The sequence below is a fragment of the Salinigranum halophilum genome (genome assembly GCF_007004735.1).
Taxonomy (GTDB): domain Archaea; phylum Halobacteriota; class Halobacteria; order Halobacteriales; family Haloferacaceae; genus Salinigranum; species Salinigranum halophilum.
The window spans coordinates 101,918-127,123 of record NZ_SSNL01000005.1 but is presented as its reverse complement, the minus strand read 5'-3'; the positions used below and the strand labels follow the sequence as shown (position 1 = coordinate 127,123).

Genomic DNA, 25,206 nt, shown 5'->3' with positions numbered 1-25,206 from the left:
GTAATCGCTCCGCGGCGAACAGCGTGCGGTGATACTGATGATGGGCAGGCGAACGACTGACTCCTGTCGATTGCAGCCTGACAGTCTGAAATCTCTCGGTCGTGTGGACACCCGCCAGTGAACTCACAGGGTCGGGTCATTGAGTACACGTGGCTCTGAATCGTGGTGAGATGTGCCCGACCTTGGGCAGTGGAAACGAGGGGGTTCCGACCGTACTCATCGACTGAATCCGGTCGGCGGTCCGCAACCCACGCGTCCAGCACAGAACACGTCTCTGGCGAGAGTGCAACAAATCGCTCTCCATTGAATTTGTTCTTAATCAGGGTCTCTGTCTCTGGACGATGCCACACATCTAGTGACATCTCCTGTGGATCATAGTCACCTACATCCAGTGCGTGGATAGCCCCACGTCGGAGGAGTGCGTGCTATATCAAGAGAAAGGTGACGTGGCGTTCAGATGCGTACTCGTAGGTAGAGAGGTAGTCGAGAATCCCGTCAGCAACTTCAGAGTCCAACATGACGTCACGAGAGTTTTCACCATCAGACAGGCTCGGTGAAACGACCTTGGACCAGAGGTCGGTCGGAACGGCGTCGATGGTTCCGCACCATCGGATAAACACGTGGAGCGTGTCCATCTGTGACTTCTCGGAGGGTGGCGCGAGGCCGCCATCTGCACGACGCCACAGCCGGTAGCGGTGCAGCGTGCGTCCGGTCAAGTCGTTCAGATTGTTGATACCCTGTTCGTCACACCATCTGATGAAATGTCCCAGTCGGGAGGAGTGCGCGTATTGGGTTGCTTTCGCTAGTTCGCTCTTGCGGTCTTCGAGGTACAGTTCGACGGCTTTGTCGGGTCGGATGGGTTCGAGTGCCATGGCTCTGTGTCGATGCAAACCGGCGTCAACGACGACCCAATTCTGAATTCGTAATCGCCGGACAGCGCGGCGATTAATTCAGGATCGTCATACACTATGATGAATTCCCGTCGGGTCCGTCCCATTTCGTATCGTTCCGAACTCAACAGACAGCATCGGGTTTCTTTTAAACGGGTGGCCTTTCGTGCCGGAGAGTTCGGTACGCTTCGTACCGCGAGTCAACGCTCTCACGCGATTCTGTAGATTCAAACGTGGGCAAAGTTAGTAATGGTGTGCAGTTTCAGTGGATTTGGTAGCGTTGTTTGTTGCTGTTAATCTAGGGTGGTCAAAACAAATTGACCAGAAATTCGCCCAGCGTAATCAGTTATCTCACATCAAGGCCAGAGGATAGTACTCATAATACATTGAAGTGTTCAAATTCCAATACATCTCGATGTTTTGCTCTGTGATTGGGCCGGCTCTGACTCTGCCCCCCGACGACTTTTGTCTAAAATTATATTGGCTGAATAAAAACACCGCCTGCACTTCCTAGCCTCTGGGTTGTAAGCCTCTATGCTCTCTTTGTTGGTCCATACCTTGTAATCAAGCTTCATTCGTACTTGAACGCGTTCAATATTCTCTGGGCGAAGAACCAGTCGGCCAAACTTCCCAGTCCTCGTATGCGCTAACTGGACCCGAATCAGTGCAGATGAAGTGGCGTCTCCTCGCGTCCATGGACAGTTTATGCGCCCCACAGGGGGTGCGGGGCTCCACGTGCGGTTTCCCGTTATTGACGGTGAGCGTGGGAGTCTCGCGGAACCACCATGCCCGAACCAAGACAGACGATTCACCCACTTGCTCAGCTTGAGTTCTCGAGTCGCGTCCGAAAGCGCGCCCAGTACGAAGCGTTCGAGTTTACACTCGTCCCCGAGGGCGTCAGTGTTCGAAACAGGAGTTACGCCGACCCCGAGAACCACGAATACACAGTGACTGTCAGAAGCGGCGTCCCCCTCAGCTGTACCTGCCCTGCCGATGAGCGATTTGCGGGGGCTTGTAAACACCGTGTTGCAGTTGCGATGCGGCATGTCCTCCTCGAGACTGTTCGTCGGATGCAGGCGGTCACCGATGGTGGCCAACCGGCTGATATGGATACTCAGAGTGACGGTAGTCACTCACCGACGCTGCCTTCAGCAGACATCAAACAGTATGAACTCGCTCCGGGTGACGGGCAAGTGGACCCACATAGAATAGATGACGACTCCGAGGACCCGTGTGACTGCGACGGTGTACTCGACGATCCCCCGTGTTGGGAGTGCTTTCGGCGGTTGGACGGATAAGGACCCCTTCGCTTCCAGCCAACATACTCTCGTCTCTCAATCAAGCGAGGCGCACTCGTCCCAGCTCAGTACGACTCGCGAAGGACGAGTTCGCCACCGGACGTCCGTACGATGATCGTATCGCCACCGTTGTTCCAGACTGCGCTCGTGCGTCCCCAGTAGAGGGTCGTCTCAGTGGTCGTTCCCGGCCCGGTCGTCAGTCGGAGGCGGTCGCCGGGGTTGAGGACGAGCCCTTCTGGCAGCCTGTACGTATGCCCTGCCGAATCTGAGACCGTCCACCCTGAGAGGTCGAGTGGCTCTGTCCCGGTGTTCTCGAACACGAGGAACTCGTCGTCGAGGTTCTCGTTATCGTTGCCTGCAGCGTCGGCGTTGACCTCGACGAGCGCGAGTGAGACTGTTTCGGTGGCTACTGTGGGCTCGTCAGACGCTTCCCCGCTGAACCCCCAGACGCCAGTTCCGCTGTCCCGTGCGCGCCGCTCTGTCGCTGCAAACTCATCGCGCTGTGTGAAGGGTGTGTCGTACAGGCGGGCGTAGCCGCGGTTGAGAAGCTGCCAATTGAACGACTGGCTCTCATCCGGTACAGAGAGATACACGAGCAGTCTCCCGTAGCTACCACGTCGGTCCGCACGCGGATCGGTTCGAATCGTCACTGTTTCACCGCTGAGTTTCTCAGTTGCGAACTCGCTGGCCCGTGTTCCCCAGGAGTGGAGCCACTCCGACCCCGCGGTTGTTTGTGGAACCCCATCCCACTCTGACGGTCGATTCTCTGCGTAGACCTCCGGTGTGTCGACACCGAGGAGTCGGACGGTCTCTGTGCGCCCGTTGGAAAAGCGGACATCCATCGTGTCGCCGTCAGTGACCTTGACGACGGTGACGGAGAGACCCTGCTCGAGGCTTCCACTTGTCGCTGCTCCTTCTGTCGACGAATCACTCGGAGCTACCCCTGTGGTACACCCTGCGAGTAACATGACGAAGACAAGCATGAGCGGTCCGAGTATCGAGCGGCGAGACACGATTGTGAGAGCCGGCCGAACAGCAAATCGCTACCGACTCTCTGTCGACGCCAGCCAGATTTTATTGCCCCCTGAGGGGGTGCGGGGCGTGAGCAGACGCGTCTCGTGGAGAACCGATGTCGCTCAGAGATACCTACGAAACGAGCTTCGACGAAGCGTGTGGAAAGACGATGTCGGCCACCGAGTGCCCCGAATGCAGTGGCCGAATCGAGACTGACGGCGGTGAGGTCACCTGCGGTGACTGCGGACTCATCGTGAACGAGTACTGGATCGACCACGCGGCGACCGCACAGTCGTATCCCGATGCAGAGACTGCGTCAGCGCAGACGGGCGCACCGCTGACGGCAACGCGTCACGACCGTGGCCTCTCGACCGAGATAGGCTACAAGCGAGACGGATATGGGAACGCGCTTTCCGGGCGGACTCGACGGCAGTTTCGTCGGCTTCGTCATCATCAGAACAGAGCGCGATACACGACGAAGCAGAGACAGAACCTCGCGTTCGCCTGTGGGGAGATCGCCCGATTGGCGAGCGCCCTCGATTTCGGCTGGGACGTGCGCGAACAAGCGTGTACGCTCTATCGTCAGGCGATGTCCGACGACCTGATTCGTGGGCGGTCCATCGAGGCGATGGCTGCAGCAAGTGTGTATGCTGTCTGTCGGTGTACGGGAAGCAGGCGGACGCTCGCAGAGGTCGCCTCGAACGCTCGCGTTAGCGAGTCCAGAGTGAAGAACGCCTATCGAGTCATCAACACTGAACTCGGCCTGGAGACTGCAATCATCCGTCCGCGAACGCTTCTGCCTCGACTCATCTCGGACCTCGACTTCCCGCTCTCGCCGATGGTGCGACGACGTGCGGAGGAACTGGTCTGTCGAGCAGAATCGACCGGAATCGCCAACGGCCGTCGTCCCTCGGGGGTGGCGGCAGCGTGCCTCTATGTGGCGCTAAAGGAGTCGAATCGTCCAGTGAGACAGACGGACCTCGCGGAAATGGCTGGAACGACGCCAACAACCATTCGGGCGCGATGTGAGGAGCTTCGAGCGCACACGGCAGACTGAACGCACCGCCTCAACCCTTCTTTATCCGGCACTAGACTTCGGGACCACCCCGTGTGGAACCTATACGAGAGAGGACTTCGAGCAAGTCCTCTCTCGAATCGCCTTCAATCAAGAGTTCGCGAACACGGGCGGCAAGACCGTCCAACTGGACCGGTCCGAGTCGGTCGACGTGACGTCGACGGATCGGAACCCACTCGCGAAATCGCTGCTCTACAACCTTCGACAACTCGACGCGGAGCTGTCGAAGGAAACGAACCTCTTCCGGCCTCGATTTGATTTGGCATCTACTTTTACGACGGGGAGGATGTCACCTAAGCGGACAGAAAGACTTGGAAGATACAGCTCATCTGAATCTGCTCTGTCAAGAAAACCATAGCACTGTAGAGCTTGAATCATGGGTGAACGGCCTCGGAGATACATCGCTCTGATCGGCTGAAACAAAAGCATGGGCAGAACCGTCAGGACCGATTAGCTGGTATCAAACGGTGGGTCGCGTATATTCGAGAACAACCACCAGAAGTATGGGGTCCTCAGCAGAGCCGTCTCGTCGATTCGCAACTGGAAAGCGCTCGACAGACTGGTCTCTCTGCGGAACACGAACGGCGTGTCCAGGCGTTTGCTACGGCAGAGCAACCCGACTCGCGTGCCGAGACCGGTGGCCAATCGGACTCCTCTGGCTGATTGTAAACGGGCGTTCGTCGTCGACACAACTGACGAGGCCAACGTGGGAGTTCTGAGCCCATGCGTCGAAGAGTGCGTTTTATCGCCCCCTGTGGGGTGCGGGGCGCAGAGAGATGTGCCTCGTAGAGACCTATGTCACAACTCGAAACAACGACCGTGTTCGCAGGCGTCGACGGGCGCTCAGACACACAGCTCCCAGACTGGTACGCACGACAGACATCCGTAGACTCGACAGAAACCGTCTCGTTCGCAGAAGCGATTCGGTCGCTCCCGCGGGCGGTCGAAACAGCAGTCGCATACTACAATCCGTATCGACATGAGTGGGTCGAAACCTCGCGGTTCAACGCCCTCGTCGAGCCATCACGACTCGCACCAACGAGTGGACCTGACTGCATCGAGCCCGATGGTGGGGTCGAGGCTGTCGAGACCACAGACGCCTCACCCACGACGGCTACGGATGCGCTCTTCCACATCCCGACCAGATCGTATTCGGTGATCAACCCGGTCGATGCCTTCGGACCCTTGGAGAACGTCCTTCGTGAGACGACAATCGATGACCGTACACTCGGCGACGTGGTCTTCGGCGAGATACGGCAGTACAGAGGCGGCGGCGAGGTTCATATGGACCTCATGTTCGATGGGCTCTCTGTCGAGCTTCCCGATAGACGCGACCCAATCACGATGGGCTTCTCCTCAGGGTATGACTTCTTCGGTGGCCACGCAGTCTACGTCGAGGGGTTCGCTCGGGACACCACCTGTGCGAACTCGATTCGGTCGCTGACGGACCGCGAGACGATCAAGCACGTCGGCGATATCGGTGAGTTCGAAGGCTGGTGGGAGGACACTCTGGACCAACTCGCATTCATCGCCAACGACCTCTACGAGTTCATCACCGACGCCCAGGAGATTACGGTTGACTTCTCGCAGATGCCGTTCAGCGTTGAGGAACTGTACTCACTTCTGGACTTCCCCGACTATCTCTCGAAGCAAGCAGCGAGTGACGCACAGGCGAACGCAGTAGACCCGTTCGAGATCGACTTCTGGACGCTGCATTCGGGTGCGACGTACGCGCTCACGCACTTCTTCACCGGAAAGGAGGGGTCCGCACTCGATGGGTACGTCCGGACGGCGAACGACCTGCTGTTCAACCCGGAGGCGACCCTCACGACTGTGGAACAAGTCTACGAACGGCAGGCAGTATCGGAGACAAACAGCGATGGCCAAACGGGTGTAGAAAGTCAGGCTGCACTGGCACAGATCGAGCGTGTGAGTGCGGATGTTCGCTCAAAGGCAGCGTCGTTCGAGGAACGTGAAGCACTCCTCCGAGAGCGCTTCGGGCACGATCACGACTAATCTACAGGTGGTGCAAAGCGAGTGCCTCGGGATTTGTCCCCCCGAGGTACTTCACTCACAGCCGTTCGCTGTGCTCCTAGCGAGAACCTTATTGCATACGCATACGTATGTGCATACATTATGAGTACCTCGATTCGACTTTCAAAAGAAGCCAAGGCTCGACTCGACCGGTTCAAACGAGAGGGAGAGAGTTACGAGGACGTCATCTTGCGACTCACCGAGCGCGACAAGTGGGCCGGCTTCGGCGTTCTCTCTGAGTCTGAGACGTCGACGGACACGCGAGAGGGGCTAGGACGAATGCGGGAAGCGATGCGTGAGGGCGTTACCGAGGACATCGAGAACTGAATGCTCGTCCTCGATAATAATCTCCTAAGCGACTATCTCGATGGGAAACAAGCGGCTCGGACGTTTCTCGAACAGTATGAAGAAGAATCCTGGGCTGTCTCTTCAATCGTTCTGTATGAGGCCTACATGGGGAGTATTCACGGATACATCGGTGGCTCTCCATCAACCATCAGACAGGCAATCACGATGTCGATGGACGTTCTTGACGTTACAGAGCAGACGGCGAACGAAGCCGCATCGCTTCAAGAAGAGTTGATGGCTGTTGGCGTCCCGGCTGACCATCCGGACGCACTGATTGCCGCAAACGCTCGTGAACACGGGGGCACATTCGCGACTGCTGAAAAGCACTTCTGGAAACCGGACGTACAATCTGTCCTTCCAGTTGCGAAGTACGACCCGTACTAACTCGTCACGAGAGACCAGCTGTCCGGGTGCCTGGCCGATCTCTTCCGGAAAACCACCACCTAAATCACCACCTAGCTGATGGACAACCCCTGTCTCAGATTGGCTCTTGGTGGTCTGTCCACGGGTTCTGACTCGTTGTCTCTGGCCTGACTGGCCGCTTTCTCAACTCTCCACTCGGATTGTGATCGATAACTGCTTTCTCTTTCGGCATCGCTCGTACCTCAACCCCGCGCCACTCTCCGTCGACGCCGATCAACGCTTCCGAGTACCCTGCTTTGTCGTTCCCCGGCGTCGCCTCCTGGACGAACCGCATCTGGGCGTGATTCAGGCCAAACTCCGTTGCCCACTGTCCGTCCATCCCGTCGAGCCGATGGAACTGCTTGATCGCACACTGGTCGAGGATGGCTTCCGATTCAGGATGGCGGAAGAACTCATCAACCGTCTGGGTCACGAGGCGAATCGAGAGGTCGTGATGGCGATGATGTCTGAACACGGTCTCCAAGAAGGAGAGACTCGCCGCGTCTTGCATGATGTACCGAGCTTCGTCGATCACGAACACGACCTCCTTGGTCGTCTCCTTTGCCCGCTCGTACACGAGCGAGATGAGCAACTGCATCAGGAGACTCGTCGAGCCACCGAGTGACCCCTCTTGCTGGCCGAGATCGAGATAGATGATCTTCTCATCACGGATATCGAACTCCGAGGAGCGCCCGAGATTCTCATAGCGACCACCCACTGCGAAGGGGCGGAGCTGGTCGATAAGCCACATCGCATCGTGACTGAGCTTCTCCCCTTCTGCATCCGTTCGAACCACATACGGCTCAGGGTCTTCGACCATCGCTTCGAGGACGTCGAGAACGTCCCGCATCGTTGGGCTCTCGTTTGCGTGTGTCTCTACGTCCTCCGTGATTCCCTTCTGGTGGTAGGCCGCAGCAATCGCTGCTTCAAGCGTCGTGCGGCGATCATCGAGTGTCACCCCACGGAGGGCAAAGAAATTCGTCAGGAAGCTCAACACGCTGTCTTTCTTCTCGTTGAACGGACTTGCGTCCTCTCCGAGCGTTCGACGGACGTGTGCTGGAATCGGCTTGATTTCGAGAGGGTTCAATCCGAGTGACCCACCCACCGTAATCCGTTGTGCATTGAGTGCTTCAGCGACACCGGCCCAATCGTTGAGCGGCTCGAGGATGATTCCAATCCGGTCTTCCGACTGTGCAATCGTCCGGAGGAAGTTCTGCTTCGCTCCGAACGACTTCCCCGAGCCGGGGTCGCCAACAGTGAACATCGCATAGCCGTTCTCACGGGCGAACGCGTTGATGACGACTGGCCCCTCGGTCTGTCGATGCACGCCGAACTCGATGCCATCCGGCTCGAGTATCGTTGGATTGTGTAACGATGCGAGCAGTGCTCCGGCCGCTCCTCCGAGTGCAATCGCTTCTCGGCCATACCGACTCGGACCGAGCGGTGCGGCAGCTTGCAGCGCGAGGTCTTGACGGGCGATCGCTGTCTTCGGTGTGAGGTTCGCCGGATAATCGCGTAAGCGACGCCGAACCGTTCGGACGGCTTCACGGAGGTCTGTCTTCGTCTCGGCACGAACGGTGATGAACATCGACTGAGAGAACACCCGCTGGCCGGCTTCGACTGCCGTATACGTCGCTGCGGCTTCTCGTGCGCGCTCTTGGAGATACGCACCGCGAACCGTTTGGGTGAGGTCGGCGTCGACCTGCAGGTCGTCTGCGACCTTCTGTAGGTCAGACCGTGCCCGTGACTGATCTTTCGGATGGAGCCGAACTGTGCAGTCGAAGGCGATGTCAGTCAACGTGAAGAGTTCGTTGAGGTAGCCATCTGCGGGGTAGTCCGGATAATCCGCGATATAGAGTGTCGTCGTCCACTGCTCACCAACTTGGGCGGCGCGGGTCTCCCAGTCGATTGCGGCTGGTGCAACTGCACGCTTGTGCGTCTCCGAAAGCGACGTCAGTGTGCCGTGTTCTGTTTCTCCCGCATCGAGCAGTGCTTCGTCGAACACTGCCGAGAGATCGAACTCTGGTTCCTCGGTGGTGTAGCGACGCCAGAGGGCGTGGCTGACGAGACCGAATATGATGAAGCCGACACCGATGAGAGTCGCTTCGAGCGGTGCCTCAGCAGCTGTCTCGAAGACCTGCCAGTCGAGCTGTGCGATCTGACTGGACGAGCTCGCTGTCGAGCGCCTCCCAAGGGTTCCAACAATGCTGTTCATCGCTTCTCCCCCGCGGTGGCGTTAGTGACGTTACCCGATCCGTTCCGGCTGACTCCCATCGATGAACTCTTCAGTTGGTCCGGAGACGAGCCGAGTACCGGAAGCGACCGCACCGCAGCATCTGGTCTCCCATACTCGTGTGCTTCGCCGTTCCAGAACTCCATCGTGAGGACGAACAACTCGGTCGTGCTGACGCGGCGTGCCGTCCAGCCAGGTGCCTTCGTCACGAGACCGGTGTCGATAGTCCGACAGCGACGGTTGAGCTCTTCGAACAGCTTCGCGCGTACGTCGCCCTCGGTCAACGGTGTCCGTCGCGTCACGAACGGCGTCAGCAAGAGGCCGACGACTGGAATCTTGGTGAGGCGCTCAGCTGGTGACGGCTCTGTTTGATGCCGCCGATAGACGTCTCTCGGGTGTACCTCGACGGCGAGAAAGTAGCGGAGTTGCTGCGTGCCGCTGATCTCCTCGGGACGCGTCTCCCGATACTCTTCGAGAAGCGTACGGAAGATGGGCGCTTGCGTGACGTCGGAATCATCGAGTCGGTCGGAGATACTCTCGAGTAATCGATCGACAGGGAAGCGACGCGTCGTCGCGTGGACCGTGAGCGGGAAGTCGAGGTCGTTGTTCGCGAACGCCTCGCCGACTGATTGGAGGTGAGCCCAGTCGCCTGACATCGCGAAGTCCATGTTCGCTGGGTCGAGTTCGAGCATCCCCACGACTGCACCGTCCGTCCGCTCGATTGCGCCCGCTCCAGGCCAGGCGCGCTCGACACTGGTCAGGTCCTGCGTACGCTCATCGACCGAGAAAGGGTGGTATGCTGCGAGTCCGCCGTCGGTTCGTCGGACGGCCTCGGTACTGAGCCCGGCTGTCTCTTTCGGTGACGCGTAGGTTCGGCGCGGGCGGGTGAGGTAGTATCGATAGACGTCCCCGAGCCACGTCGTCGCCGGAAGGTGACTTGGTGCTGCAAAGACGATTGCGACACCGAGTACGAACCCGGCTGCGGCGAGTGGAAGCACGATTGCATCGAACTCACTGAGTCCTCCAATGAGAAGCCCTACAATCGGGAGTCCGATGAGGACGTAGAGGTCCCCTTCTTCGATATTCAAGATCGGGACGCGTGTCTGCTCACCGATCATGTCCATGATTCGCCGGTCTGCGCTGTTCGTGTCTCGTGACATCAGTAGTATCCTGGGTCGTTTTCGGTTCGTCGGTACGAGGGGACGCCCGTCTGTCCGTGTGCGTCGCGCACCGCGTGTTCGTCTGTCGGTTCGTTCGAGGTCTGCGCTGCAAGTTGCCTCGCAGCGGCAGCTCGGACTGCTGTCCGTGGGCCCTCACGACTCGCGGCCGCTGCGAGAGCCGGACCCCCAACCGTGCTCACACCAGCTATCGCGCCTGCGGTCACAGCTGTCCGGCCGATCGACCCGGTGAGGCGTGCGACAGTCGGTGTCGCGTACCCGAACGTCTTCCACGCGACCCACACGGCAAGGACAGGCAGTGATGTCGCCACGAGGAGTTGGAGGAATGCACTCGGAAGCGCCAGGAGTCCTATCTCACCCCCGCCGAACAGGAACCCATAGCCCGCAAACAAGAGCGCGATTGGCAGGGGGAGCATCGCCAGCGGAACGAATCTGAGACACAGTCCCCGTGCGATCTGTGAGATGACGGGGAGGTTCGCAAACGCGAGTGCAATGCCGAACGGCATCCCGTACACGTACACGAGGATGAGGATACTCCTGACGAAGAACAGCGCCTGGAGGACCCACATCGCTGCACCGCCAAGACTCGCCATGAGGAAGCCGAGCGCAGGATTGACGAGTGAGACGGTGAGGAACTGCTGCATCGCCCCGATGAGCACCTCGATGTCGGGCAGGAGGGCGAGTGTGAACCCTTCGACGAGCATCAGAATGACCGCAGCGAGCCAGTACCAGATGACGATGAGGAATGCACCAGTCCATGCGGTCCGCTTCGTTCGCCGATCCTCGTAGGCGCTCCCGACGTTGAAGATACGGACTGCGTGTCGGCCCTGGACACAGACGACGAGTGTGAGCAATGCGAGGATGGTGATCTCGCCGCCGACGAGCGCGTCGTGTAGCATCGGCCATGGGGCGTTCGTCGGCATTCCGAAGACGAGCGCTCCCTTCGTCGTCGGCGTCGGCGTGCCGAACAACAGCGGGGTGATGGTCTGATACCCCTCACTGAGTCCCGTTCGGAACCAGCCCGTCACGAGCCGGACCGCGTCTTCGAACCATTTGACACCCAGTTCTCCGAGTGAGAGTTCAGCCACACCACCACCCCCTCGATTGGGGCGACGGAATTGACGCATTTCCACTCGGGTTCGGGGGCGGCTCGTGTCTGTCTCGTGCTGCCCGCAGCGTCCGGTACACACACGGCCAACGATGCTTGCTTCTCTGTGGGATGTGATTCGTCATAGCTGATTACCTGGATGGAGGAAGCGGCCGAGGCGGCGGCCTGCGTACAGCAACAAGAGGCTGAACACGAGCCATTTGAGCAGGGTCGTCGCGAACGTCGTCACACCTGCGACGGTCAGCAGTGGATGCCACGACACGGTTGTAGTGACGTCACTGTAGGCTGGCTGTCCACTCATCGTGGTCACCGGTCCTGGGTGGAACCGTGCACTGTAGGGGCCATACTCGTTTACGACGATGGCCACGTGCCCGTTCTCGTCTGTCGTGACCGGCTGCCCGTTGACAACCAGGACTGGCCCCGCACCGCTCGAAGGTGACGCTTCAGCACCCTCTGCGTCTGAGACTACGATTGGTGCGTCGCCCTCCGGGTCGCGAAGGCGGACACTGAGTATCGCGACGGATTCGTTCTGGGAGAGAACGCTCACCGAGAGATTCGGTCGTCGGCTCTTTTCCACCGGTAACTCCCGCAGATCGATACTCGTGTTAGTACCCCGGACGAGGCCAGCCACGTGGAGCAGTCGTTCTCCATCTGATTCTCGGATTCGGAACGTTACCCCCGAGGTCGACGGCGAGTTCGCATCGACCGCGTGGTGACTCGACTGACTGTCTCCTGAAGACTGAGATGGTTCTTCTTCCCATCGCAAGACGTCCGCGCTGCCCACAGACGTGGAACCAGCAGACAGTGAGGCCGTACCCTCTCGCGTCGGTACGGCATGAACATACTTCGGGGGCGTCTCGATCCGCGTGGATGTGGCCTCCACGGCTGTCGCCGTGGTGAGGTGTCTCCACGACTCGTCGGGCTCTATCTTGAATCGCCAGCTGTTCTGGACACGGACAGTCGCGTTGTTGCTGGCTTGTATGGCTACGTGTGCCGTTTGCGGTTGTGACTCGGTTGTCCTCGACGTCACCGAGAGCTGATTCCAGTACGGGTGACTGACGGCGATCGCCATCTCTTCGGAATCGTATCGGACCTGTCTGATTCGGATTGACTCCCGAGAGACGTTCGTGACGACGACACGACGCTGGTCAACCACGGTCACGTTCGTCTCGCTCAGCGTCTGTGACACCGACGCTGATGTCTCTTCGTAGACGACCCGAATCGTCGCTTCGACAGTCAGCACAGCTGGCCCAGGGGGGAGGTCACTGTATCTGAACTGAGGTGTCTGAGTAGCCGCTTGGTGTTCGTCGATTACCGTTTCGTTATGTAGGAGACGGACTATGTCGACACGGTGAGTGCGAACCGCTGTGTCCGTGAGGCGGTAATCGATGAACGCCCGCAGTACGCCGGCTGGTGCGATGAGGAGTGTCGAATTGTTCTCGGTCGTCTGCACTCGTGTCGACGGGTGTGCCCCGTGAATCGTCACATGTGCATCAGCGATACGTGATGTCTGGGTGAGGTTCGCTCCCGGTGGATATCGCGACGTGGAGTGATCTCCCGGTTCGAGTGTCTCGAAATGCGCTGCTGTTGCTGTGGCCGCTGTTTCGGGTGGGTTGCGATATGAAACACTCGTACAATTCGCGAACGCGGCGAGGAACTGTGTGGTGTTGTGCAGCTGCGTCGTTGACGCTGCCTGACAGCTCTGACCTGTCGACGTGTTCGTCTCGTTCAACGACGGTGAAGTGTCCCAAACAGACGACGTTGTCACTGGTACATCGCCATCTTCGACAGTCGTCCCTTCCGCTGACTGGAACTGGCCGGCCACGGGCGTCACTCCCGCAGTGAGGACGCTGGCAGTAACCCCCAGCGCGACGAGGACGTTGATGAGACGAGACGCAGTCACGGCTTTCTGGTGGCGATTATAACGGCGTAAGGTCGATGCAGGAGGCGAGAGGCAGTCCCATCATCGCACCAGCAACGCTGTACAGCGGCCCAAGGATGACCAAGACGACCCCAGATTTGAGTGCCTGTCGTCGATATTGCTTCAGTCGCTCTCGCTGGTCGGGGCCGAGTGTGAACATCTCTGCGAGCGAGTTCGCTTGCCAGACCACTACCACTCCGATGAGACCGATTCCGGTCGTGAGTTGGAAGAAGCCTGAAACCATGTTCGGGAGGCCCGTTGCGTCACAGACGGCGTTCTGTGCCAGGGCGGGTTCCACCGCGACTAGGCTGAGAACGACAATACCGAAGACGACTTTCTGTCCGAACCGCTCACACCGGTTCCGCAGTACATCCCACGTGCGCGTCGCTCGTTCACGAGAACTGCCCTCTCCGGAGAACGTTCTCGAATTGCTGTCGGTCTCTCTTTCCAACATATATTCAACTATTCCGCGATATAAGACATAATACTATCGGGAAATACTATCATACTGCCAAATTTGTCCAATAACTAAACTCGTTGTATATACGGGTATTTCCACAGTTTAAGTACCATTCATATACTAGCCTTTCTGGCTGGTGGCTCCGGTGGTATTCGTTGCTTCATCACCGGTGAGATCAACGCTCGCTCGGGTGACTCGAGACATCCTGGGGTCACGACAGGTACACCCTCGTTCGTCTCATCTGTCGGTCGCTTCTCGATTTGCGTCAGCATCCGATTCGCTCGTACTGATGCTCTCGGCGAACCCGCCGAGCCGCTCTTTGGCGAGCCGTTCGAAGAACCCGCCGACAAATGCGAGAAGCAGCGGCATCAGCGGGTTATCGCGTATGTCCGCTTTGAACACTTGGAAACCAATCTCTGACTGGAACAGCACGACGAGAACCAGTGCCGAGACGACTCCGATCAGCACGCGAACGGTGACGGCTTCGACGAGGTAACTGGGGTTCGGGATGTCGGGGTCCGCGGTTTCTACCTGATAGGAGTCGCTGGAGAACTTAACGAGAATACTGAACGTCGCGCCGAGAGCGCCGAGGAGGCTGACGGCGAGAAAGAGCGAGACTTGATCTATCGAGGGAGCAAACTGTTGCGCCGCTGAACTCACCAGCCCAGTCGACGGTACTGGTAAAAAGAACGCCGTGATGACGGATGCTGAGTACAACGTGAACAGGATGGCGACTGCGAAAATAATGGCGAGTTGTAGATACTGCTTGACCTCTTGGGCGCTCTCGTACACTTCGACGTTCCACTCTTGGACCACGCGGACTGCGGAGTACAACTCTGCTGTGGTGACGTCCTCATTCAATGTGCCGTCACTTTCGGTGGTGAGATACTCCCTGACGAGCTGTCGTTTCCGAGCGGGTAGCTCATCGGCCGCCGACAGGATTCGGCGGGCCAGATTCACAGTACGCGTTTCGTGTCTCTTCGCCTCTTCGTCGTATTCTCGCTCCAGTATCCGGTATACCCACACTTCCTGTCGGCTCGCGGAGTACAGCGATTCCAGTACACTCACGTTGTCGCGCCGGTAGGTCGCCGCCTTCGCCTCCTCGAGTTCTTTGAGCGCGCCTTTCACGTGGCGGAGCGTCTGTTCGATCAGGACCACATTCGATTTCGTATCTTCCCTGTTACGGAGTTGCTCCAGCGTCAACGCGTAGGCGTCCAGCTCTGTTTCCTCGTGGGCAATGTTGTCGAGAAATCGTTGTTGGAGGCTCGTCAGCCGACACGATACCACGAGTACGACGACGAATATCGGGAGGAAGATCCAGAAGAGAATCTCGGCTCCGAAGATGACGGTCGAGACTGCAGCAAACACCGCAGTGAGAACGATTCGCCGGACGCAGACGGGACTGAGACAGAGCCCGAAGTACTCGGATACGAGCTGTTTGAGGTCCATCAGTACGTCGAACTACCAAGACGAGGGTCCGTCACGACCGCGTGAATCCCGTCCTCGCATCCCAAGTGGCAAACGAGGCCTCCTCGCAGCGAGTTTCGCCCCCCGTCTCTATCTGCTTTAGGCCGTTTAAGCACATTCAATACATAGTAGTTGTTCATGTGACATAATGAACTATCTTAGGTCTTATACTTTACTCGCGACCGAGCGCCGGACAACTTTTATGTCGCTTCCAACACGGGAACTCGAACAGGTGTCACGATGGCTCACACAGAGCTGGAAGACTTCCTGATTCTTCGCGACCTCGACGAACCGATCTCGGAAGCCGAACTCGACGCCGCAGCCGAGCAGTCCGGTGAGACGCTGCGCACGCTCCGAGCGGAAGGCGTCGGTATCACGTGGGTCGACTCGGAGGTGATGACGAACGACGAGGGGCAGGTCACCGGGACCTTCTGTCACTATCGGGCGGAGGACGAGGACGCCGTCCGCGAACACGCAGAGCGTGCCGGCCTCCCGGCGACACGCGTCTCTCGGCGCGGCAGTCCGCTCGACGGCGAGTGACCCGTCCCCCGTAGACGAGGACGCGACGCCAGGAGGGACGAATCAGCCTGCCCACGCCGCCGCCGACCACGGCGGCACACTCTATCGGGTCGTGGGGAACGTCGACGTCGGAGTGTGGGCTACGAGGCTCGGTGGACGGCCCGCCCTTCGGACGGGTCGCTAGTCGGGGGATGCATCCGACGCCAGCGGCTCTTGCATCTCCAACAGCTCCGCACTCCGCTCCCACAGCCGCTGTTGCGCTGTACGGTCCCGGGCAGCATCCGAGGGCTCGGCCTGGCGCTGCTTCGAGAAGTACCGCCCGGACACGCCGTTGAGGCGGTCCGACGCCGCCAGGAAGACGAGCGCCGCCGCCCCGTCTCGCACCGAGGTGACGCCGGGCACGGCGTTGAGGAGCTTCGCGCCCTGTGAGAGCGGCGTCGGGAGGAACCTGGTGAAGCCCGAGCCCGGAATCGCGCCCGGGTGGAGCGAGTTGGCGGTCACGGTCGACTCCCGGGCCGACAGCCGCCGGGCGAGTTCGGCGCTGAACTGGACGTTCGCCAGCTTCGACCGCTGGTAGGCCGCCCACCCCGCAGCGCCCTCCCTGGCGGTGACGGCGTCGAGGTCGAGCGTCACGCCGCGGTGGGCTTCCGAGGCGGTGGTGACGATTCGGGCGTCGGGCGCGAGGTGGTCGAGGAGTTCGGCGGTGAGCAGGTACGGCGCGAGGTGGTTGACGTGGAAGGTGTACCCGACGCCGCGGTCGGTCAGCCGCGCCTCGCGGAAGAAGCCCCCGGCGTTGTTGACGAGCAGGTCGAGGTCGTCGGTCTCGGCTCGCACCGTCTCGGCCAGCGCTCGTACGTCGTCGACGTCGGCGAAGTCGGCCCGGACGAACAGCGCGTCGGCCCCCACCGATTCGAGGTCTTCGACCGCCGCCGAACCGGCCTGTTCGTCGCGGCCGTGGACGACGACGCGCGCGCCGAGTCGCCCCAGCGCGAGCGCGGCCTCCCGGCCGATGCCGCTCGTCGACCCCGTCACCAGCGCGGTCGTTCCTGTGAGGTCGGTCCCCTCGACGGCGGCGCGTCTCTCGGGTGGCTGTGTCATCGCGTGAGAGTGAGGGCCGCAGCGACAAAAGGAGCCACACTGGGGTCGTCGCGGTCGGGTCGCACACTCACCGTAACGGCCCGAGCACCGCGTCACTCGAGGAACGACGCGACCAGTTTCCGCTCGGCCGTCCGGAGGTGCTCGTGGAAGGTCGAGGGGCTGATTCCGAGCGTCGCGGCGACCTCCTCGCCCGACGTGACACGCGGCCACTCGAAGAAGCCCGCCTGGTAGCTCGCTTCGAGCGCGGCTCGCTGGCGGTCTGTCAGCGCCGTCTCCAGGAGGCTCTCTCGCCGTGGCGCGGCCCGGCTGACCTGCCGGCGGGTCACCATCTCGACCCCCGGGTACGTCGCCTCGACCACGTCGCTGAGGGCTCTGACGTCCGCGCCGGGGGGGAGGTGAACGCCCAGGTTGAGAGTGCCGTCGACGATTCGCGCCTCGACGACCTCCCCGCCCTGTGCCGCGACTGCCGACGTCACGGGTGGCTCGGTGACGACGACCTCGAACCCCCGTTCGGCGTCACCGTGGTCTCTGAACGTCAGTTCCTCCCAGTGTGCGTCGTTCTCGACGATGACCTCGAGTGTCTCGACGGCGTCCGCCGTGACCGTGCCGTAGGCGAGATATCGGCCGTCGTCGACGGGGACGGTCCGCGCGATGGAGACGGTCCCGTCCATCTCCCCGGCGATGCCGAGTGCGGTCGAGACGTCGCTCATCTGGAAGCGGAGTTCGACCACCTCGTCGCTCATGAGCGCGCGCTTTCGGTCGATGCTGGCGATGGCGTGGCCGACGATTTCGCCGAGGTGGTCGATGGTCGCCTGCTCGTCGTCCTCGAAGGCGTCCGGGCGCGCTGTCGACATGACCACGACACCGAACACGACCCCGTCGTGGACGATCGGAATCGCGGCGGCCGAGTGCAGTTCGGCCTCGAGCGCGGGCGATGCCGAGGCGGACGGCTCCTCGGGCGTGTCGCCGTCCGCCCGGTCGTCTGCCGGCCAGCCACTGTCGTCCGAGCGCCGTCTCACCTGGACCGCCGCCGTTCGGACAGCCGCGTCGACCATCTCACCGTCGCCCGACGTCGCGTCCGCGCCGATGGGTACCTCGGTCCCCTCGGTGGCCCCACAGCCGGAGGTCGCCTTGACCCGAACCGCGCCGAGCGAGCGGTCGATCTCGCCGACCCACGCGCACTGGTACGTCTCGGCGTCGGCGAGGCGGTCACAGACGACCCGTTCGATCTCCTCGCGCGTCGACTGGGCGATGACCGCCTCGGTGAGCCCGCTGATGACGCTCTGTAGGTCGTTGAGCGCCGCGAGCTGTTCGCGCTGGCGGGCGAGTTCCTGCTCGCGTCGCCGTCGCGCGGTCGTGTCGCGGACGACGCCCACCGTCCCGCCGGACCGTTCGCCCGCGTCGCTGGCCCCGTCGCGTCCCTCGTCGACGGGCAGGGGAGTGAACTTGCTCTCCGCGAAGAACCGACTGCCGTCGGCCCGCTCTATCTCCGCCTCCAGTGTCGCGTGGCCGTCGGTGCCGACGAGCGCCCGCGACTGCTCGACAGCCGCCGACGAGACGTCCTCGCCCACGACCAGCGAGCAGTGTGCCCCGAGCAGTTCCTCGCGGTCGTACCCCATCATCTCCAGATACGCGTCGTTGACCGCGGTGAAGTGGTAGTCGCCGTCGAGGACGTACACCCCGTCGTCGATGGTCTCGACGATGGTCTCGTACTGCTGGCGTTCGCGCTCGCGTTCTCTCCGCTCGGTGATGTCCCTGACGACGCCGACGCGACCGGTCCGCCCCGCGCCGAGCGGGAACAGTGCGAACCGGGTCTCGATGGGGCGTCGCTCCCCGTCTTTCGTGACGAGTTCGGTCTCGATGGTGGTGACGCCCTCGCCGGCGAGTTCGAGGTCGTCGCGCTGTCGTTCGGCCAACGCGAGGGCTTCGTCGGTCGTCACGAGCGACGCGTGAGCGCCGAGCAACTCCTCGCGGTCGTACCCCGTGAGGTGGGTGTGTGCGTCGTTCACCAGCAGGAAGCGGCTCTCGTCGTCGACGATGTAGACGCCGTCACCGATCGTCTCGACTGCGGCCTCGTAGCGTTCGAGTTCCCGCTCGCGCGCTCGGCGTGCGGTGACGTCCCGCACCGAGACCGAGAGGCCGGTCTCGGACGGGGAGATGGTGAGGCTGACCCAGCGCTGTTGCGACTCGACGTAGCCCTCGTAATCGGTCGGCTCCTGGCAGTCGAACGCCCGGTCGAGGTGCTCGCGGACGTCGCACTCGTCGAACGCCGTCAGCACCTCCCAGAGCGGTTCGCCGACGAGCCCACCGTCACGCGCTTCGAACAGGTCCGCCGCGCGGTCGTCGACGGACACGAGCCGATACTGTTCGTCGACCGTGAACAGGCCGGCGTCGTCCGACGGCGCGCGCCACCAGATTCGCCCGCGAGCGCCCACCTTCTTCGTGTGGAGGGTGCCGCGGTCGGCGAGTCGCTGTAATCGGTCGTAGGTTGCGCGGCGCGTACAGTCGAGCTGTTCGGTCACCTCTCGCGTCGTGAGTGGCTCTCCACGCGTGTCCGTCCGCGCGAACACCGCGAGTGTCTCCGCGAGCCAGCCACTGCTCCCCGTCTGCATTGCTCCGGATACCGGTCCCTCCATCATAGTACTTCCGTTGACGGAACTCCCGACACGCCGGGGGCTCGCGTCCGTCAGCCGCCCTGTACGGCCCGTCTCGTGGACGGACTGCGTTGCGCCCGCGGACGTCACTCGGGCGGGCGGGCCGTGGCGGCCTCGCACCGCTCGTCGGGGGTCGGTTCCAATCCACCTGCTCCCGGACGAACGTTCATACACGCCTGAATGAACATTCAGTATACACTAACTGTTTGGGAATGTCGTCTTTGTCCGATGAGAGACAACTGGTAATCCAATGAGCTCAGACGCCCGGTCCTCTGCCCCCTCGCCCTCACCTCTGCGGCTCTGTGCGTGCTCGCCATCGACGGTCCAGGCCCTCGACAGCCCCACTCGCCGACTCGTCCTGCGCGTCTTGCTGTCGCGCGGGGCGGTTTCGCTGTCCGACCTCGCGGCTATCGTCACCGCTGCGCCGCAGGCGGCGACGGCCGACCTGTCGGTCACAGACGAGCGCGAGGCGGCCGTCTCGCTCCAGCACTGTCACCTCCCGAAACTCGACGCTGCGGAACTAATCTCCGTCGACGGCCGGACGCTCGCTCCGGGGCCACACCAGGACGTCCGCGACGGACCGCTCACCACACGACTGCTCGACGGAGTCTGTCAGGACGTGTGGACGGCGATTGCGGCCGCCTCCAGCGACCGACGACGTGTCGAGGTCGTCGCCGCCCTGGCGCGGTCGGGGCCGACGCTCACGCTCGAACAGCTCGCCGACACCGTCGACGGGGCGTCCGCCCAACGCCCGGACAGCCCCACTGCGGAACCCGTCGACGACGGTGCGCACCTCGCGACGATGCTCCACCATCTACACCTCCCGAAACTGGACGCGGTCGGACTCCTCGCGTACGACTACGGCGACCACCAGGTGTCGTACGCCGGTCGGCAGTGGTTCGGCCTCGACGAACTCGCCGAGGCGCTCGAACGGACCCCTCGTGCCGGGGCATCGAACGCCTCCGACTCCCGACACGACTGACACCGACGCTGACACTGACGCCCGTTCATTCCGTCTCGTCGTCGTCTGCTGTCGGCCGTACCAGGTTCGCGAGCGTCACCAGCATCCCGAGCACCCACCCGACGGGAACGGCGAGGCCGCTCCACATCCCGACGTACGCGAAGCCGACGAGGTCGAACCGTGCTCTGAGCGTCGCGTTGAGGTCGCCGACAACGAGGACGTTGTCGAGCAGCCAGATGGCGAGCGACTCGCTCTCGGGAAAGACCACGCCGGCGAGTGTCGGCGAGTACAGCGCTGCGACGACCGGCGGTAAGAAGACGGCGACGACGCCGAGCGGATAGGCGAACAGCACCGTCGTCACGCGGCCGCCGACGCGCGCGAACCCGAGCGCGAGTACGGTGGCGACGACGGCGACGGAGCCGGCGGCGGCGACGGCGAGGAACCCCTCCGGGGAGAACCGTAGCCGCGCGAGCGCCGCGAGCGCGCCCCAGACCACGACCGCGAGGAGGACGGTCCCGACCACGCCGATGCGCGTGGCCGTCCGGTCGAAGCGCCGCGCGTAGAACCGAATCGCGAAGCCTGCTACGGTGAGCGGGTAGCCGACGAGCAGTCCGAGCCCGCCGAGGACGGCCCACAGCCGGTACGTGACCCGCTGTGTGGTCGTCTGTGGATACCACTGGCCCAACACGGGGTGTGATTCGCGCAACTGTGGAAAGGCCAGCGCCATCCAGAGGCCGTGGAGCGTCCGCAGGTCGTACCGGACGCCGGCGACGATGCCGGTGCTCGCGAGGAGAGGCGCTCGCATACCCCGTCGGTTCACCGGGAGGGGTTTAACCGTTGGGCTCCGATTCTCACGGCGCGAACGCGTGGCTCACCCGCCCGTCCCACCCGCCTCGCCTGGAACCCACGTCTCGTCGGGCTCCACCCGGCCGGCGATGACCGCGTTTAAGACGACACCGACGAGCAGCGCGAACGACCCGACGTACAGCCACGAGAGGACGAGCAACACGGCACCGGCGACGCCGTACAGTTCGACGGTCTCGGAGGTAGAGAGATAGAGGCGGAACACGACGAGCGAGACGGTCCAGATGCTCGCGGCGAACGCCGCGCCGGGGGCGATTTCGGTCGTCGAGACGTCCGGCCCCGACAGCGCGACGTACATCGGGACGAAGACGACCGCGAGCGAGAGCCACAGCACGACCGGCCCGAGGCCGGCCCACAGCGGTCCCGAGACGCGCACCGCGAGGACGACGCCGAGGCCCGTCATCACCGTGATGCCGACGGTGACGGTCACCAACACGAGCGTGCTGTCGAGGAAGCGGCGCGTCCGCGACCGTTCCTGCCGGACGCCGTACACCTCGGCGAAGATGCGGTCGACGGCGCGGAACATCCGGTGTGTACTCCAGACCGAGATGACGAGCGCGAGCGCGACCGCGCGAACCCGGCCCGCGCCGTCCCCGCCGAGTCGACTGATGACCGCCTCGATCTCCCCTGCGCCGACGCCCGTCACCAGTTCGAGTGCCTGTGCGAGCACCAGCGCCGTGCCGAACGTCGTGAGTGCGGCGTACGCGAGCACCAGGAGGGGGACGAGCGAACTGAACGCGTAGTACGCGAGGCCGGCCGCGTCTGCGGCGACGTGTTTCTCGCGCACGACGGCGACTGTCGCCCGTGCGACCGCCAGCGACCGTGAGTTCTGTCGCACTACGCACACGTTCGCCGTGACGGTATAGAACGCTAGGGGTCTCCGCTCGGTCGCCCTCGGACACGCGGGCGTGCCGTGGTCTCACGCCCCGTGACGAACCTCAAAACACTTGACTGGCGGCCGACACGCAGTAGCCGTGACGCAGAACGCAGCGCGTTTCGAACGAGTTGGTCCCTCCACGCGGTCACCGCCCCCGACGGCCGCACCGAACAGTCGGGTCGTCTCGCAGCCGGCCTCGGCCGGGTCCGAGACACAGCACCGCCCGCCATCCTCGGCAGTCCGTTCCGGTCGTGATCTGCCGTGACGGGCGACGACACGGCTTCGAAACCCGTCGAGGCGGGCAAGAGCGTCTACGAGACCGCGCTCGAGGTACTGCTCACCGGCTTCACCATCCTCATCCCCATCGTCATCACGGTCTACCTCATCAACATGACGCTCGACCTGATAACGGACGCCCTCGGGCCCGTTATCGACATCCTCCAGTGGGCGGGGGTCATCGAGCGCCTGTCGGACGCGGGGGTCGCGCGATTCATGGTCGAGACGGGGCTGTACTCGACGGTGACCGACTTCTACACCGAACTCATCACGGTCGTCGTCCTTCTCGGCGTGGTCGTGGCGGTCGGGACGGTCGGACACAACCGCTACGGCGAGATGGTCATCGACTACGTCGACCTCGCCATCACCTCGATTCCGGGTGTCGGAACCGTGTACGGGAGTTTCCGGCGGATGAGCGACGCGATGCTCGACCAGGGGGCAGACGACTTCAAGGAGGTCAAACTGGTCGAGTGTCTCGGTGAGGGCCTGTACGTCCTCGGCTTCGAGACCGGCCCGTCGCCCGACTCGGTGAACGAGGCGACCGGAAACGAGGAGATGGTCACGATGTTCCTCCCGATGGCACCGAACCCGGTCACCGGGGGCTTTCTCGCACACGTCCCCAGCGACCGCGTGTGCGACGTCGACATGACCATCGAGGAGGGCATCCGGAGCATCCTGACGAGCGGCGTCGCCACCGGCGGCGAGGCCGACCAGACGGAGGTCCCCTCGATGGGCGACCTCAAGGAAGCGACCGACCTCGAGACGCTCCAGCCGACGGTGCTCTCCGAGCGCTCCGTCACGGGCGAGGAGTCGGCCGAGGACGGCTCCAGACGCGAGTGAGACGCTGCGGCGCTCGAATCGACGTTCCCTTCCGTCCCATATCCGCGTCGAGCGAGCGCACGGGGGCGCGCCCGGCCGGTCACGGACCCGCTCTCGCGTTCTTCGGACTCGGCCAGCGCGTCTCTCGTAACCCTCGACGACGGAGACACACAACTGCGCCGTGACTCGCCAGCACGTCCCACGTCGGGACGAATCTACGATTTTTTAAGATGATAGTTATTATTTCGAAGATTTATACCGTACTACACCTCTACGACATTATATACCAAACCATTAAGTGGGGGACTATATACCATTTTCATGGTATGACAGACCACCACAAGAACAAGTCGCGTCGGCGGTTCCTGAAACGGGCGGGAGCAGGTGCGATCGCGGTCGGACTCGCGGGCTGTTCCGGCAGTGGCGGCTCTGGCAGCGGCTCCGGTGGTGACGGCGGCTCCGGTGGCGCTGGCGGTTCGGACGGGGGGTCCACCAGTGAGAGCGGAACCGGCGGTTCGACTGGAAGCGCCGACGGCGGCCGTGACCGGTTCAAACTGGGTGCGGTCACGTCGCTGTCCGGCGACCTCCGCTTCGGCGGTGGCGTCACCAAGCGCGGGTACGACCTCTGGGCAGACACCGTCAACCAGAACGGCGGTATCGAGGTCGGTGGGGAGTCGTACGACGTCGAAATCGTCTACGCCGACGCCCAGTCGAAGCCCAGTTCCGGCGCCGACGCCGCCTCGCGGATGATCTCGAACGAGAACGTCGACGCCGTGCTCGGCCCCTACTCCAGCAACGTCACGCTGGCCGTCTGTCCGATCATGGAGCAGAACGCCATGCCGCACATCACGGGCAGCGCGGAGTCCCCGCAGATCTGGCAACAGCAGTTCGAGTACTCGTTCGGGACGATTCCGACGGTTTCGATCATCGCCAGCGAAACCGGGGAGGCGCTGTTGAACCTCGACCCGAACGCCGAATCGGTCTACATCACCGGGGTGAACGAACCCTTCTCGAAGAGCACGGCGGAGGCGATGCGGACGGCGGCCGAGAACGCCGGCGTCGAGGTCCTCGACTTCCAGCTCTTCCCGCGCGGGGCCGACTACGCGAACGTCGTCTCCCAGGCGAAGAGCGCCGAGCCGGACCTCCACCTCCACGGCGGACACATCGGGAGCCACGTCAACCTCATGAACGCCGCCGAGCAGTTCGACTACTCGCCGAACGGCTTCATGATGCACTACGGCGTCAACACGGGGAGCTACAAAGACGGCGCGGGTGCGGGTGCGGCCCACACGTTCGGTGCGACCGTCTGGCTCCCGAGCGCCGACCGCTCCGGCGGCGCACTGTTCGACTCGCCGAGCGCCTACGCCGACGCCGCACAGGCCGCCTACGGCAGCGCGCCGGACTACACGCAGGCCGGGTCGACCGCCGCGGGTATCGTCTTTCAGGAGGCGTTCAAACAGCTCGGCTCCGCGCCGCCGCTCTCGCAGGACGACAAGGACGAACTCATCTCTATCCTCGAGGACATCGAGGTCAACACGTTCTACGGCGACGTGCAGTTCGAGACCGAGGGCGAGTACTACCACAACAACGTCAACACGACCTCGCTCCTCATCCAACTCGCCGACGACGGCTCTCCGAAGATCGTCGGACCGGAAGGCGAGGCAGTCGACGAGGCGACGTACCCGATTCCGAGCTGGAGTGAGCGGTAAC

Annotated in this window: 21 protein-coding genes; 9 read left to right on the top strand and 12 right to left on the bottom strand. The window is 62.3% G+C overall.

Features of this window, described 5'->3' with window-relative positions; translation table 11 throughout:
• Positions 1 to 425 precede the first annotated feature (425 nt).
• Entirely contained in the window at positions 426 to 872 is a 447-nt protein-coding gene (locus E6N53_RS21560; protein WP_321167802.1) for a hypothetical protein, read from the bottom strand.
• 803 nt (positions 873 to 1,675) lie between these two features.
• Here E6N53_RS21560 and E6N53_RS12805 point away from each other — a divergent pair.
• Positions 1,676 to 2,188, top strand: a complete 513-nt coding sequence (locus E6N53_RS12805; protein ID WP_142859839.1) for an SWIM zinc finger family protein — start codon at positions 1,676 to 1,678, stop codon at positions 2,186 to 2,188.
• 65 nt (positions 2,189 to 2,253) lie between these two features.
• Here E6N53_RS12805 and E6N53_RS12800 read toward each other — a convergent pair whose 3' ends face one another.
• Positions 2,254 to 3,030 (bottom strand): lamin tail domain-containing protein, encoded by a 777-nt coding sequence (locus E6N53_RS12800; protein WP_161596563.1) that lies wholly within the window; start codon positions 3,028 to 3,030, stop codon positions 2,254 to 2,256.
• Positions 3,031 to 3,317: 287 nt separating this feature from the next.
• Here E6N53_RS12800 and E6N53_RS12795 point away from each other — a divergent pair, with 287 nt between their 5' ends.
• From E6N53_RS12795 to E6N53_RS12770, 4 genes are all read left to right on the top strand, one after another.
• The gene (locus E6N53_RS12795) at positions 3,318 to 4,259 is read left to right on the top strand and encodes a transcription initiation factor IIB (protein WP_142859834.1); all 942 of its coding nucleotides are present in this window, start codon (positions 3,318 to 3,320) and stop codon (positions 4,257 to 4,259) included.
• 813 nt (positions 4,260 to 5,072) lie between these two features.
• Positions 5,073 to 6,293 carry a hypothetical protein gene (locus E6N53_RS12780; protein WP_142859831.1) on the top strand — a complete coding sequence of 407 codons (1,221 nt, stop codon included), beginning with the start codon at positions 5,073 to 5,075 and terminating at the stop codon, positions 6,291 to 6,293.
• Between the two features lie 120 nt (positions 6,294 to 6,413).
• Complete coding sequence (locus E6N53_RS12775; RefSeq protein WP_201741148.1) at positions 6,414 to 6,638, top strand: DUF7557 family protein; 225 nt, start codon at positions 6,414 to 6,416, stop codon at positions 6,636 to 6,638.
• Positions 6,639 to 7,043: a PIN domain-containing protein gene (locus E6N53_RS12770; protein ID WP_142859829.1), complete on the top strand. Its 405-nt coding sequence runs from the start codon at positions 6,639 to 6,641 to the stop codon at positions 7,041 to 7,043.
• Positions 7,044 to 7,137: 94 nt separating this feature from the next.
• Here E6N53_RS12770 and E6N53_RS12765 read toward each other — a convergent pair whose 3' ends face one another.
• The 6 genes from E6N53_RS12765 to E6N53_RS12740 form a co-directional block, all read right to left on the bottom strand.
• Positions 7,138 to 9,276 carry a VirB4 family type IV secretion system protein gene (locus tag E6N53_RS12765; RefSeq protein WP_236642358.1) on the bottom strand — a complete coding sequence of 713 codons (2,139 nt, stop codon included), beginning with the start codon at positions 9,274 to 9,276 and terminating at the stop codon, positions 7,138 to 7,140.
• Complete coding sequence (locus tag E6N53_RS12760) at positions 9,273 to 10,454, bottom strand: TraC-like domain-containing protein (protein WP_236642357.1); 1,182 nt, start codon at positions 10,452 to 10,454, stop codon at positions 9,273 to 9,275. Before E6N53_RS12760 ends, E6N53_RS12765 begins: the two co-directional genes overlap by 4 nt.
• Positions 10,454 to 11,560: a TrbL/VirB6 family protein gene (locus E6N53_RS12755; protein ID WP_236642356.1), complete on the bottom strand. Its 1,107-nt coding sequence runs from the start codon at positions 11,558 to 11,560 to the stop codon at positions 10,454 to 10,456. Before E6N53_RS12755 ends, E6N53_RS12760 begins: the two co-directional genes overlap by 1 nt.
• 141 nt (positions 11,561 to 11,701) lie before the next feature.
• Positions 11,702 to 13,033, bottom strand: coding sequence for a DUF8186 domain-containing protein (locus E6N53_RS12750; RefSeq protein ID WP_142859824.1), 1,332 nt, complete (start codon positions 13,031 to 13,033; stop codon positions 11,702 to 11,704).
• A 466-nt stretch (positions 13,034 to 13,499) separates the two neighbouring features.
• Positions 13,500 to 13,955, bottom strand: a complete 456-nt coding sequence (locus tag E6N53_RS12745; protein WP_236642355.1) for a DUF7985 family protein — start codon at positions 13,953 to 13,955, stop codon at positions 13,500 to 13,502.
• Positions 13,956 to 14,198: 243 nt separating this feature from the next.
• Complete coding sequence (locus E6N53_RS12740) at positions 14,199 to 15,410, bottom strand: hypothetical protein (RefSeq protein ID WP_142859822.1); 1,212 nt, start codon at positions 15,408 to 15,410, stop codon at positions 14,199 to 14,201.
• Positions 15,411 to 15,668: 258 nt separating this feature from the next.
• On the opposite strand from E6N53_RS12740, the gene E6N53_RS12735 reads away from it, so the two are divergent.
• A complete protein-coding gene (locus E6N53_RS12735) occupies positions 15,669 to 15,968 on the top strand; it encodes a DUF4242 domain-containing protein (RefSeq protein WP_136603471.1) in 300 nt (99 codons plus the stop codon).
• A 159-nt stretch (positions 15,969 to 16,127) separates the two neighbouring features.
• Here the strand turns inward: E6N53_RS12735 and E6N53_RS12730 are convergent, their stop codons facing one another.
• A complete protein-coding gene (locus tag E6N53_RS12730) occupies positions 16,128 to 17,045 on the bottom strand; it encodes an SDR family NAD(P)-dependent oxidoreductase (RefSeq protein WP_142859820.1) in 918 nt (305 codons plus the stop codon).
• Between the two features lie 92 nt (positions 17,046 to 17,137).
• Positions 17,138 to 19,657, bottom strand: a complete 2,520-nt coding sequence (locus E6N53_RS12725) for a PAS domain S-box protein (protein ID WP_161596562.1) — start codon at positions 19,655 to 19,657, stop codon at positions 17,138 to 17,140.
• A 292-nt stretch (positions 19,658 to 19,949) separates the two neighbouring features.
• On the opposite strand from E6N53_RS12725, the gene E6N53_RS12720 reads away from it, so the two are divergent.
• A complete protein-coding gene (locus tag E6N53_RS12720) occupies positions 19,950 to 20,681 on the top strand; it encodes a DUF7344 domain-containing protein (RefSeq protein WP_142859816.1) in 732 nt (243 codons plus the stop codon).
• Between the two features lie 25 nt (positions 20,682 to 20,706).
• On the opposite strand, the gene E6N53_RS12715 is transcribed toward E6N53_RS12720, so the two are convergent.
• Positions 20,707 to 21,465: a hypothetical protein gene (locus E6N53_RS12715; RefSeq protein WP_136603467.1), complete on the bottom strand. Its 759-nt coding sequence runs from the start codon at positions 21,463 to 21,465 to the stop codon at positions 20,707 to 20,709.
• 66 nt (positions 21,466 to 21,531) lie between these two features.
• Entirely contained in the window at positions 21,532 to 22,362 is an 831-nt protein-coding gene (locus tag E6N53_RS12710) for a YihY/virulence factor BrkB family protein (RefSeq protein WP_236642354.1), read from the bottom strand.
• Between the two features lie 300 nt (positions 22,363 to 22,662).
• Between E6N53_RS12710 and E6N53_RS12705 the strand changes: the two genes are divergently transcribed.
• Together E6N53_RS12705 and E6N53_RS12695 are read left to right on the top strand one after the other, a co-directional pair.
• Positions 22,663 to 23,517, top strand: coding sequence for a DUF502 domain-containing protein (locus E6N53_RS12705; protein ID WP_142859814.1), 855 nt, complete (start codon positions 22,663 to 22,665; stop codon positions 23,515 to 23,517).
• 305 nt (positions 23,518 to 23,822) lie between these two features.
• Complete coding sequence (locus E6N53_RS12695) at positions 23,823 to 25,205, top strand: amino acid ABC transporter substrate-binding protein (protein ID WP_201740304.1); 1,383 nt, start codon at positions 23,823 to 23,825, stop codon at positions 25,203 to 25,205.
• Position 25,206: the final 1 nt, after the last annotated feature.